This is a genomic window from Vibrio sp. 10N.222.52.B12 (genome assembly GCF_002875385.1).
In the GTDB taxonomy this organism is placed as follows: domain Bacteria; phylum Pseudomonadota; class Gammaproteobacteria; order Enterobacterales; family Vibrionaceae; genus Vibrio; species Vibrio jasicida.
This window is the reverse complement of sequence record NZ_MDAW01000139.1, coordinates 1-12,344: the sequence shown is the minus strand read 5'-3', so window position 1 is coordinate 12,344 and position 12,344 is coordinate 1. Positions and strand designations below refer to the sequence as shown.

Here is a 12,344-nt window from a genome sequence, read left to right as displayed (position 1 = left end):
ATGTATGAAATACAGAATCTTACTAGTAGCAGCTTCAGTCGGCTTGCTCGCCGGTTGTCCAAGCGATGATGATAATGACGTAGTGAAATCGTACCGCTACACCGTCAACGTTGCGAACTTGACTGCGAATCAACCTATGTCACCGCTTGCTGTACTCACTCACAATGGTGACTACCAGCTGTTTGAAATTGGACAAGCCGCATCTGTTGAACTTGAGCACCTTGCCGAAGGCGGTAGTAACGCTGAGCTGATTGAATTGATGAACAGCAATGACAGTGTTTACCAAGGTATTTCGGGCAATGGATTGGTGTTGCCGGGTGCATCGGACGAAGTCACCATCACGGTTGACCCTAGTCATTACGGTTACTTGTCTGTGGCGTCTATGTTTGTGAATACCAATGATGCCTTTGTTGGCGAAACGGGGTTATCGCTCAAATCGCTCGCAGTAGGTGAAAGCTACGAAATGAGCATGAACGTTTGGGATTCCGGCACAGAACTGAACGATGAACTTGCTGCAACCATTCCGGGCCCAGCAGGTGGTGGTGAGGGCTTCAATGCTGCTCGTAATGACAGCAATGACGTTGTTGCATTCCATGCGGGGGTAGTTAGCCAAGATGATGGATTAGCAAACTCAGCACTTTCTGCGAACCATCGTTTCTTGAACCCAGGTGCGAAAGTCACCATCACTCGAGTCGAGTAACACAGGCTCCGATGACGTCTCCTTTCCAAAGCGCTTGTAGCCGAGCGCTTTATCCCTCATGGCGTCATCGGAACCTTTTTTGAAAGAATTTCTAATTTGTTCCGGTCATGTGCAAAGTGAGGATACTCGAAGGCAAGGAAAGGACCATGGAACAACAGGCAATCAATTTAGTCGCGAACATCTTGTTGGTGGAAGATGACGATGATTTGGCAGAACTGGTTCAGATGCATCTCAAGTTTCAAGGACACCAAGTGTCGCGAGCCACAAATGTCGCCGATGCTAAAGCGCAATATCAGCAACAACCCTTTGATTTATTGATCCTTGACCGAGGTTTACCAGATGGTGATGGCCTAGACATCTGCCATTATTTGCGTCAGCAACAAGATTGGAGCCCAGTGCTCATGCTGACAGCCAGAGACGGTGAAATGGACAAGGTAGACGGCTTAGAAGCGGGCGTTGATGACTACATCACCAAGCCATTTAGCGTATTAGAATTCCAAGCACGAGTGCGAAACGTGCTACGCCGAGTCAGCCAAACCGCAGAAGTCAAAGTAGCAAATGAAGTCCTCGATGATGCGATGGATTTTGGTCCGCTGAGAATCATTCCGGAGTTGCACCAAGTATCCCTAAACGATAAAGATGTCACTCTTACCGCGACAGAGTTTACTTTGCTGCAGTTTCTCGCGACTCGTCCGGGCAGAGTCTACAGTAAAGATGAATTGCTCGATCACGTTTGGAACACCAGTCATTCTGGTTATCACCACACGGTGTGTAGCACCATTAACCGTTTACGCAGCAAGTTGTCGTTGTCTGACTCTGATCATCACTTCATTCAAACTGTTTGGGGTGTTGGATATAAGTTTCAGCCAAGACACTAATGCAAGAAAGTAAGTCAAAACATCAAGCCAAGACAGTAAGTCGGCAGTTGTTTTCACCGTCATTTTTCAATCATCACGGGTGTTGCAAAAACACCGCTGTTTAAGGAGGCGATAGGATGAGCTTCAAATCTCGCTTGGTAGTATTTACTAGCTTGTGGTTCTGCCTCGCGGCGGTGGTGATTGCACTGACTTACAATTGGCAAAAAGAAACCATTGAGTTACGCACTAAGCAAAGCCTGCATAAAGAGCTGGCAAGCCATATGCGTGACGATAATCCGCTGATGATCGGGACGGATTACAACCCTAAAGCACTTAAGTCGATCTTTCACACGCTCATGCTGATTGGCCCTGATTTTGAAATCTACTTCCTCGATAGCCAAGGCAATATCACCACCCATGCAGCACCAGAAGGAGCGGAGATCATGGGAGCGGTGGATCTCAATCCCATTAAGCAATTCTTAAATGACCAGCCTTTTCCTATTTTGGGTGAAGACCCACGTAATCGTGGTGAGCACAAAGTCTTTTCTGTCGCGGCGATAGAGGAATTAGGCTCTACGGTCGGTTATCTCTATGTGGTGATCGGCAGTACTCGACATGACTCTATTGCCAATGCTCAAGTCGATACCCCTTACATCGCGCTGGCAGGATTGGTCTTAGTGTCCATTTTAGGCTTTGCTCTTGGAGCTTATGTGCTGGTCAAACGTAGTCTATTGAACCCGATTGAGCGTGTGACCAAGCAACTTCAACAGCAAGCCGAGCATGACTTCCGCCTACAACCTGATTTTACTCGCCAAGTGCCAGAGCTAGTACCGATTGCGCACTCCTATCAGATGATGGCGAAGCACATTCAGCAGCAGTTTTTACAGTTGGAGTATCAATCGTCTCATCGTCGTCAAAGCTTGTTGCAACTGAGTCATGATCTGAAAACGCCGTTATCGAGCGTGCTTGGTTATTTGGAAACGTGGCGCTTGCAACATCCGGAATCCGATCCTTTGATTGACGTCGCTTTCCGAAATTGTGAGAAGCTTTCTACCCAATTGCATTCGTTACTTGATGCGGCAAGAAAAGAAGCGCCAATGCCGAATTATGAATATTGCCCTGTCGAGCTTAGCGCTTTAATGGCCGAATGTGCTGAGACAATGCAAAGCCAGTTTTCACGAAAAACGGTAGAACTCAAAGTTGAAGTGGAAGATAAGATTAAAACTGTCGGCGATAAAGGGTTGCTAGAGCGTTTAGTGCTTAACTTATTGGAGAATGCACTCCGTCACAGCCCAATTGGTTCAGCAGTGCATTGCCAAGCACATTTGAGTGAAGATAAGACTCGAATTCATTTTACCTTCATTAACCATATCGAAAAGAATGCTGAAGGTGGCTCTTTGGGCATCGGCACGAAGATTGTGCAGTCTATTTTGATGCTGCACCATAGTTACCTAGAAACCAGTGTTACCCCTTCTCAGTACCAACAGCGATTTACCTTGCGAGCCGTATCACTTCCGTCTTCGGGCGCTTAGCTTAAAAGCGCCTTACTTTCATCGACCTTCTTTATCCTGCTATCTTTTGGCGTGCATAGAGGCCTTATTTATTTCTCGGACAATGATTCAATTGATTTGTTATTTGGATGGCACTTTAATAATTGTAATGAATGAACCTGAATTTGTTACAGATTTAACGTATTCAATTTAAATATTAACCTTGGCGCCCAAATTGTGATGAAAATATTACAACGTTTATTTTTGCGCGATTCAAAGATTATAAAATGCGCCATCTTTTATGTTTGTGATAAGTGTTTCAATGAATATTTCATTATGCTTATAGTTGTTTATTGTAAAGGGGTTAAATTGTTGCTTATATCATCATATGAAATGAAAAAGTGGAACTAAAGTCACTTAATGGCAGCTGAAAGATCTAAACTATCGGGTGATGAGGTAATAATGGTTTAGTAACAGATAGTTACGGATTCATAATTAATAATATGGCTAAACTTCCGACAAGGATCGAAAAGATGAGCGACAAGGAATCTATTCAGACTAATCGCAGCCGCCGCAATTTCTTAAAAGGTGCAACTGGTGCAGTTGTGGCTGGCGTCAGTGCTTCCGCATTTTCCGGTACAGTTCAAGCAAAAGAACCGAAAATTGATTGGAGCAACAACGGACTAGGTAGAAAAAACGACAAACGCTTCTGGCGTAAAGTACAAAAGCAGTTCGTATTGGATAAACGAACGACTTACATGAATATCGGCACGACAGGTTCGATGCCAAAACATGTTTTAGAAGGGTACGAAGACAACAATAAAATCGTTGCTAAGTACCCGTGGGACATGAAAGACAAGTTTGGTGCTTGGCCTCATGTTTCTGAAATGGTGACGCAAGTTGCGCCGGGCTTTGGTGCTAACCCAGATGAAATCATTCTAAGCCGCAACACCACCGATGGCTTATGTTCTATCATCAATGGCCTGCATTTTGAGCCAGGTGATGTCATTCTAACGACTCACCATGAACACGTTGCTGCAACGTCACCAATGAACGTGGCAAAACATCGCTTTGGTGTGGACGTGGTAGAAATTCAGCTTCCGGTTTTCACAGGTACAGAAAACGTCACGGAAGAAGATTACATTCAAGCCTTCCGCGATGCGATTGAAACCCACCACAATGTGCGCCTTATTGTGTTCTCTCATATTACCTACAAAACCGGTACGACTCTCCCTGCTAAAGCTATCTGTTCTTTAGCAAAGCAACACCGCATCCCAACGTTAGTTGACGGCGCGCACACTGTTGGTATGTTCGACCTAGATTTTCACGATATGGATTGTGATTTCTATGCAGGATCTGGCCATAAGTGGCAGTGTGGCCCAGGCGCGACAGGTATCTTGTATGTACGTGATAACGGTAACCGTTTAAATGAGTACTGGAGCGATCGTGAAAATCCATTGTGGTTGATCAACTCATCGCTTTCTCATGCTGATTACCTAGGCAAACAGCTACAAATGCAATACATTGGTAACGATAACTATCCGTCAAAACAAGCACTTGCTGATAGTTGTAAAATGTGGGATGAAATTGGTCGTGACCGAATTGAAGCACGCATTTTAGAATTGAGTGACCAATGTAAAACACTGCTTAGTGAAGCGTTACCTTATGCGAAGATGTACTCACCAAACGTGGAAGGACTAACCAGCGGTCTGACGACCTTTAACCCGTTTGATGATGTGACGGATGAGGAACGACTAACATTGTTCCGTGATCGTCTTCGCGAGGACTATGGTTACATCATTCGTACGACAAGCTTCAAGTTGCACAAAGACGATTCGTTTGAAACGCATGCGCTGCGTATCTCTACTCACTTGTTCCACGATGAGAGAGATGTAGAAGGGTTAATCGAAGCGATTGCAGACCTGTACTACTCGTTCTAACGCTGTTGTTAAGTATCAAAGCGCCCTTAATTGGGCGCTTTGTGAAAGAGAAGGATATTCATCATGTCAGTGAAAACAATTAAGCAAACCATGACCACTCTTGCGATAGGGATGGTCACGCTGCTACCGATTCAGACCTTTGCTGGCGATCTGCAAGACATTAAGGACAGTGGCGTGTTACGCCATATTGGTGTGCCTTATGCCAACTTTGTTTCCTACATCGATCAAGGTGAAATGCAAACATTGACGGGGTTGGATGTCGATATCATCAAGGGATTTGCTAAATCGCTTGGCGTACGTTACCAATACGTCCCAGCCCAATGGAACAATGTGGTTGGTAAACTGACTGGGCAGCAAGTTGAATACAAAGATGCGCAATTGATGGTTGGTGAAAAGATGGCGATTGAAGGCGATTTGATCGCTAACGGCGTCACGATTCTTGATTGGCGAGCACAAATTGTTGATTTCTCGGAGGACTATTTCCCATCCGCAGTCTGGCTAGTAGCACGCACTGACTCTTCATTAACTCCGATTAAGCCAACAGGTTCTATTGATGACGATATTTCAATGGTGAAGTCACTCATTAAAGGCCGTGAAGTCTTAGCGATGGAGCATTCTTGTCTCGACCCGAACTTGTATAACCTCTATGACACCGGCGCAAAAGTGATTTTGCCGGATGGTCAGCGCCGATTGAACGAAATGGTGCCTGCCATAATGAAAAACGATGCGGAAAGTACGTTGCTTGATGTTGCAGATACATTGATTGCACTTGAAAAGTGGCCGGGGGAAATCAAAGTCATTGGCCCAGTATCAGAAAACCAAAAAATGGCGGTTGCCTTCCGTAAGGACTCTCCTGAATTAAAAACCGCGTTTAACCAATACTTAAATTCAATTAAGCAAGATGGGACGTACCAAGCCTTGGTCGAGAAATACTACCCATCTATTTACTATTTTTATAATGACTACTTCTTAGAAGATAGTAAGAAAGATATATGAGAAAGTCTGTAAAAAAAATATCAAGTCAGAAGATCATCACAGTCAGTGCGATATTGGTGTCGCTCTATTTGGCGATGATTATTACGGTCACCAGTTTAGGTCAACATAAACTAAAAGAATCACAGCATCGAGAACTCGATCTAAAGGTGAAAAGTTATGCAGGCACCCTTGATAATTTATTTACGATTGCCAGTGAAGATATAGACCATTTATCGACCGATAAAACGGTACAAACCTTCTTTGCCAACCTCGCTTCAGGCATGTCGATGGAGTATGGCTTAGGCGCAAGTTTGATCAATCTAAAACGTAAACTGCAAGAGAAATCTGAAACCAAAATCGTCAATAATCAATTGATCTACAACCAGTTAACTTTGATAGGTCTTGATGGCTCGACCATTATCACAACAGGTCAAAAGTCCGATCATCGTGTTGATACTTCGCGTTTATTGAATGATCACGACCACAGTGAAGAAGTCAGAGCGGTGCGTGAAGATGGCAAAGTACTTATCCAGGTGATAAAGCAAGTCATGTTCTCAGGCAAACCTGTCGGCTATTTGATTGCGGATATCAACGAGAAGGTAGTCATTTCCCAATTGACTAATCAGGAGCATGAAGACAGTTACAGTCGCATGGTGCTGAAGATCAATAATGTGGAAATGGAAGTATGGGATTCTATCAGCCGTAAGTTGGAACAGGAAAACATCACTGAGCCTGAAGCACTGGCTCAAGAGCTAAAAGAGAAGATCTATTTCGAAGTGCCAATCGAGCACCATCACTTTAAATTGATGGCTTGGTTTGAGTCACTTAGCGAACGCGATATCTACACGTCTCGAATATTTATTTCCGGGTTAAGTATCCTCGCAATTTTGATTGTGTTTGGCTTGTTGTATGCGTTCAACCTTAATAACACACGTGTTGAGCTGAAGATCAAACTGGAAGAAGAGAAGAAGCGCAAAGACTTCTTATCTCAGCAAAACCAACGTTTAACCAGTGAGATAGAGCGTCGTAAATCGTCAGAAATGGAGTTGGCTTACCAAGCCAAGCACGATGCATTAACCGGTTTACCAAATCGAGTTTATGGTTCTGAACGCCTTGGTTTAGAGCTGTCACGCGCTGAACGCACAGGCTCTAATGTACTGGTGATGTTCATCGACCTTGACCATTTCAAACAAATCAATGATTCGATGGGACACTTTGTTGGTGATGAGATCCTCAAACTGAGTGCTGAGCGGCTTCATCAGGCGGTGCGGAAAACCGATTTGTTGGCACGAATTGGCGGCGATGAGTTCCTATTGGTGATTCCAGACTTAGACAATGCCGACAGTGCTAAGCGCTTTGCCGCAACTGTATTGTCTGTGTTTAACGAGCCGTTTGTTTGGCAAAATCATGAATTCTTCTTGTCCGCTAGCGTTGGTATGTCTGTTTATCCAGAAGATGGCGATAATTCAGAGCAGCTACTCGCTTGTGCTGATATGGCGATGTACCGTGTGAAGCAAGACGGCCGTAATGCATTCTGCTTCTATGACCACAACATGAACCAAGATTTACAGCGTTTCTTAGACTTGGAAAGTCGCTTACGTCATGCTATTTCTCACGATTTGTTAGAGCTTTATTATCAACCCATCATTGATCTCGACAGCGGGGCGATTGTTGGAGCAGAAGCCCTGATGCGTTGGAATGACGAGAAGTTTGGTTTTGTGAATCCAGAAGAGTTTATCTCGATTGCTGAGAAGAATGGCTTGATTCATCAACTGGGTGAGTTTGCCATTCGTCAAGCGTGCCAACAAGCGGCAAAATGGCAGGACGTTACACCTCTGTTTGTGTCGGTAAACTTCTCAAGCGTGCAGTTTAGATACTGTGATCGACTTTTCGAACAGATCAAGCAGCACATAGAAGAGTCGGGGTTGTCTCCAGAATTGTTCGATGTAGAGGTGACAGAGAGCTTGTTGTTTAACCACAGCAGTGACCTGATGGAGATGCTAGATAACTTACGAACTCTGGGCGCGAAGCTCACCATTGATGATTTTGGTACCGGTTATTCCGCATTAAGTTACTTGCAGAAGTTCCCGTTTGATCGCCTCAAGATCGATCGCAGTTTCTTGCAGAACATGTTTGAGAACGAATCCGACCGTGAGCTTGTTAACGTGATTATTGCGATGGCGAAAGCGCTCAACCTTAAGATCGTTGCAGAAGGCATCGAAGAACAACGCCATGTGGATTACCTGAAAAACTTAAACTGTGAGTTCGGACAAGGTTTCCACTATAGCCGACCATTACCTGCTAAGGACTTTGAAGCACTTTTAGCTAAGCCGACTTGGTTATAACTCCTTTCATTACAACCTCATAGAAAAGCATTAACTTGATTCGTGCCTCGGATTCATTAATGCTTTTCCACCTTGAGGGATAATCGTCTTTCCTTCCTTGAATTACACTACACTTAATTGATAAGTAAGTGCCTGTGACCCCCGTCACATAAAGGCTCAACCTAATTCTAATCGAGTGAAAACTCGACAAAATAAACAGGAAGGAATTGCGAATGTCTTCTGCATTTTACCAACAGATTGAACAGCAAATTGAAGAAGTGAAGGCGGAAGGCCTTTACAAAGCAGAGCGTATCATCACGTCTCAACAGCAAGCGGCTGTTAAAATCTCTACTGGTGAAGAAGTACTAAACTTCTGTGCGAACAACTACCTTGGTCTTGCTAACCACCCAGCACTTATCGAAGCGGGTAAAGCAGGTATGGACGAGCACGGTTTTGGTATGGCTTCAGTACGTTTCATCTGTGGTACTCAAGACATCCACAAAGAGCTTGAGCAGAAGCTTTCTAAGTTCCTAGGTAAAGAAGACACGATTCTTTACACATCATGTTTCGACGCAAACGCGGGCCTATTTGAAACGATTCTAGGTAAAGAAGACGCAATCATCTCTGACGCACTAAACCACGCGTCAATCATCGACGGTGTTCGTCTATGTAAAGCGATGCGTTTCCGTTACTCAAACAACAACATGGAAGAGCTAGAGCAACAACTGATCGCTGCGAAAGAAGCAGGTGCTCGCCACATTCTTATCGTAACGGACGGCGTGTTCTCAATGGACGGTGTTGTAGCAAACCTACCGGCTATCTGTGACCTAGCAGAGAAGTACGGCGCATTGACTATGGTTGATGACTCTCACGCTGTTGGCTTCATGGGTAAAACAGGTGCAGGTACGCACGAGCACCACAACGTGGTTGACCGTATCGACATCATCACTGGTACGCTAGGTAAAGCAATGGGCGGCGCTTCAGGCGGTTACACATCTGGTAAAGCGGAAGTGATTGACTGGCTACGTCAGCGTTCTCGTCCATACCTATTCTCTAACTCTGTTGCACCAGCAATCGTAAGCGCTTCTATCCGCGTTCTAGACTTACTAGAAGAGAGCGGTGACCTACGTGACCGTCTATGGGAAAACGCAGCACACTTCCGTGCTCGTATGGAAGACGCAGGCTTCACTATGGGCGGTGCTGACCACGCGATCATTCCAATTATGTTAGGTGACGCAAAAGTAGCTGCAGAATTTGCTGAGCGCGCACTAGAGAAAGGCATCTATGTAATTGGCTTCTCATTCCCTGTTGTACCAAAAGGTCAAGCGCGTATCCGTACTCAAATGTCTGCGGCGCACTCTCGTGAGCAACTAGACCGTGCAATCGACGCGTTTATCCAAGTTGGTAAGGACATGGGCATCATCTAAGTTTTGTTTCCTCTTCCTAGCCTCCTCCTAAAACATAGGAGAGGGATTAGATAGGAAGGAGAAAAGCGCTTACGTTTAAAGATAAAAAGGCTTTCCCAACTCTTCTGAGTCGGCTCATGGGCAAAGCCTTTATTTCCTCTTTAAACGCATTAGATGAAAGAATTTTTTGTCACGCATAGAGCGGGACAATGTTTGGTGAATACTATGAAAATTAAAGCATTATCAAAGTTAAAGCCTGAAGAAGGCATCTGGATGACTGAGGTTGATAAACCTGAAGTTGGTCATAACGACATTCTGATCAAAATTAAGAAAACCGCTATCTGTGGTACAGACGTACACATCTACAACTGGGACGAATGGTCACAGAAGACAATTCCAGTACCTATGGTTGTCGGTCACGAATACGTGGGTGAAGTGGTTGCGATTGGTCAGGAAGTTCGTGGCTTTGAAATCGGTGACCGCGTATCTGGCGAAGGTCACATCACGTGTGGTCACTGTCGTAACTGTCGTGGTGGTCGTACTCACCTATGTCGTAACACGATTGGTGTGGGCGTTAACCGCGAAGGTGCATTCGCAGAATACCTAGTGATCCCAGCGTTCAACGCGTTCAAGATCCCTGAAGGCATCTCTGACGATCTAGCGTCTATCTTTGACCCGTTTGGTAACGCAGTACACACAGCGCTTTCTTTCGACCTAGTTGGCGAAGACGTGCTTATCACAGGTGCTGGCCCAATCGGCATCATGGCTGCTGCAGTCGCGAAACACGTTGGTGCTCGCCACGTAGTGATCACAGACGTGAACGAATACCGTCTAGAACTTGCTCGTAAAATGGGCGTAACGCGCGCAGTAAACGTAGCTGAAGAGAAGCTAGAAGACGTAATGGCTGAGCTAGGCATGACAGAAGGCTTCGACGTAGGCCTAGAAATGTCTGGTAACCCGGCGGCATTCAACTCAATGCTAACCACAATGAACCACGGTGGTCGTATTGCACTACTAGGTATTCCACCATCAGACATGGGTATCGACTGGAACCAAGTTATCTTCAAAGGCTTGGTGATCAAAGGTATCTACGGCCGTGAAATGTTCGAAACTTGGTACAAGATGGCTTCACTGATCCAATCTGGTCTGGATCTATCGCCAATCATCACGCACCACTACAAGATTGATGACTTCCAAGAAGGCTTCGACGTAATGCGCAGCGGTATGTCAGGCAAGGTTATTCTTGATTGGGAATAAGGTCGCGATAAAGCAGCCTAAAACCTCTTGATATAAGATTAATAAAAACGCCCCAAGTTAACCTTGGGGCGTTTTTGTTTTATCGAGTTGGTTTGAAACTCGCTACTGCTTATTTTCTATTAATTCAGCCTTAGCGGTTTATCGCGATGGTTCCGGTTTCAACCACACGAGATTCCTTCGAAACCATGACTTTTACAGTGTGCTTTTCTGAGGAGAATAATGTTTTAGCCGAAGTCGTTGGCCGCCCAAGTGCGGGTGCATGCTCTTGCTTTTGATAATGGATTTCCCAATGACGAGCTTGAATGTTGTAGCGCATAAACGCAAAGCCATTCACACTCTTGATGGTGGTGTTCCCTTTTTGGTAGAAACCGTAGTCGCGAAAACTCATATAATTGATTAAACCGTTGCGATGGTCCTTCAAGTCATTGTATTGCTTATCTTCTTTGCTGCCTTCCACATGGTAAACCCTGATTAGATCATCACTCCAATCATCAACAACAAAAGAGCAGCCGCTGAAGTTTGGTGTGAAAACATACAAATGATCGCGATGAGGGTCAGGGTGTTTAGGTATATCGAGATACTTGCCTTGCGCGACCCAGTAGGCCATCTGTGATGTTTTTTTGTCGGGTTGTTGCCCTGCAAAGGTATCAATGACTTCGATAGTGCCTACTGTTCCATGTGCGTGTTTATATTGCATGCCACTGAAAACAAGCTCACCACTTTCTTCTACTTCTTTCTTTGTCGCTGGGCTGAGAGATGTCATCTGGTGAGCAACGATCTCTGCGCTGACGCATTGGTTATTAAAGCTAGAGCCTAGCAAGTCTGACGGTAGCACACGTGTTCCGGCCGCATCAATCATTTCCTTTCTTGATGTCGGCATCGGTGACAGAATTGCATCGGGAAACTCACGTTCTTCGCCTACGTGAATATGGTTGTTCTGCTCTTCTACTTTACGGTCCGCGACTACTTTATCTCGATTATCATTCCAGCGCTTATAGTCGCTTGATGAATAAGTTAATTCAGCTCTGCGTTCTTGCTGCTGTCGCGCAGCTCTTTCTATTGTTGTTTCTTGCGTTTCTTCAGTATTAACAGGTGCTGATTGATATCGCATGGTAGGCATTCCAATAAGAAATAAATAAGAGAATACCAATGATTGTCGATATATCAGTAGGTGACTGTATAAAAGGTGATATTTACTAATAAAACGCTCAAAATGAAATTGTATTTTAAGTTTTACTATGTGATCAGGTTTGTTTTTGATAGGTTAAAACACTAATAATAATATTTTATGTGTCTCTTTTGATTTATTTTAATTGTTAATATCTCAATGGGGTATTAAGATAATAAAAGAAATAGCACATGAATATAATCTTGTTATTTAACCTGAGATCGGTT

General features: G+C 44.5%; 9 protein-coding genes. 8 read left to right on the top strand and 1 reads right to left on the bottom strand.

The window, feature by feature from the left end; translation table 11 throughout:
* Positions 1-4 precede the first annotated feature (4 nt).
* From BCT11_RS19680 to tdh, 8 genes are all read left to right on the top strand, one after another.
* Positions 5-700: a spondin domain-containing protein gene (locus BCT11_RS19680; RefSeq protein WP_102389056.1), complete on the top strand. Its 696-nt coding sequence runs from the start codon at positions 5-7 to the stop codon at positions 698-700.
* A gap of 146 nt (positions 701-846) precedes the next feature.
* Entirely contained in the window at positions 847-1,578 is a 732-nt protein-coding gene (locus tag BCT11_RS19675) for a response regulator transcription factor (protein WP_198593973.1), read from the top strand.
* A gap of 116 nt (positions 1,579-1,694) precedes the next feature.
* The gene (locus BCT11_RS19670; RefSeq protein WP_102389055.1) at positions 1,695-3,089 is read left to right on the top strand and encodes a HAMP domain-containing sensor histidine kinase; all 1,395 of its coding nucleotides are present in this window, start codon (positions 1,695-1,697) and stop codon (positions 3,087-3,089) included.
* A gap of 491 nt (positions 3,090-3,580) precedes the next feature.
* Positions 3,581-4,987, top strand: a complete 1,407-nt coding sequence (locus BCT11_RS19665) for an aminotransferase class V-fold PLP-dependent enzyme (protein WP_102389054.1) — start codon at positions 3,581-3,583, stop codon at positions 4,985-4,987.
* Positions 4,988-5,050: 63 nt separating this feature from the next.
* On the top strand, positions 5,051-5,983 hold the full coding sequence (locus BCT11_RS19660) for a transporter substrate-binding domain-containing protein (RefSeq protein WP_038868423.1): 933 nt from the start codon (positions 5,051-5,053) through the stop codon (positions 5,981-5,983).
* On the top strand, positions 5,980-8,307 hold the full coding sequence (locus BCT11_RS19655) for an EAL domain-containing protein (protein WP_102389053.1): 2,328 nt from the start codon (positions 5,980-5,982) through the stop codon (positions 8,305-8,307). The genes BCT11_RS19660 and BCT11_RS19655 overlap by 4 nt, the downstream gene beginning before the upstream one ends.
* 212 nt (positions 8,308-8,519) lie before the next feature.
* On the top strand, positions 8,520-9,713 hold the full coding sequence (locus BCT11_RS19650) for a glycine C-acetyltransferase (RefSeq protein ID WP_102389052.1): 1,194 nt from the start codon (positions 8,520-8,522) through the stop codon (positions 9,711-9,713).
* 204 nt (positions 9,714-9,917) lie between these two features.
* A complete protein-coding gene (gene tdh, locus BCT11_RS19645) occupies positions 9,918-10,949 on the top strand; it encodes an L-threonine 3-dehydrogenase (protein ID WP_005383983.1) in 1,032 nt (343 codons plus the stop codon).
* 130 nt (positions 10,950-11,079) lie between these two features.
* Here tdh and BCT11_RS19640 read toward each other — a convergent pair whose 3' ends face one another.
* On the bottom strand, positions 11,080-12,060 hold the full coding sequence (locus BCT11_RS19640; RefSeq protein WP_042604835.1) for a hypothetical protein: 981 nt from the start codon (positions 12,058-12,060) through the stop codon (positions 11,080-11,082).
* Positions 12,061-12,344 lie beyond the last annotated feature (284 nt).

Bases quoted from the DNA above. Each gene is read 5' to 3' on its own strand.
- BCT11_RS19675 (WP_198593973.1), top strand. From the start codon at position 847: ATGGAACAACAGGCAATCAATTTAGTCGCGAACATCTTGTTGGTGGAA.
- BCT11_RS19655 (WP_102389053.1), top strand. From the start codon at position 5,980: ATGAGAAAGTCTGTAAAAAAAATATCAAGTCAGAAGATCATCACAGTC.
- BCT11_RS19665 (WP_102389054.1), top strand. From the start codon at position 3,581: ATGAGCGACAAGGAATCTATTCAGACTAATCGCAGCCGCCGCAATTTC.
- BCT11_RS19670 (WP_102389055.1), top strand. From the start codon at position 1,695: ATGAGCTTCAAATCTCGCTTGGTAGTATTTACTAGCTTGTGGTTCTGC.
- tdh (WP_005383983.1), top strand. From the start codon at position 9,918: ATGAAAATTAAAGCATTATCAAAGTTAAAGCCTGAAGAAGGCATCTGG.
- BCT11_RS19650 (WP_102389052.1), top strand. From the start codon at position 8,520: ATGTCTTCTGCATTTTACCAACAGATTGAACAGCAAATTGAAGAAGTG.
- BCT11_RS19640 (WP_042604835.1), bottom strand. From the start codon at position 12,060: ATGCGATATCAATCAGCACCTGTTAATACTGAAGAAACGCAAGAAACA.
- BCT11_RS19680 (WP_102389056.1), top strand. From the start codon at position 5: ATGAAATACAGAATCTTACTAGTAGCAGCTTCAGTCGGCTTGCTCGCC.
- BCT11_RS19660 (WP_038868423.1), top strand. From the start codon at position 5,051: ATGTCAGTGAAAACAATTAAGCAAACCATGACCACTCTTGCGATAGGG.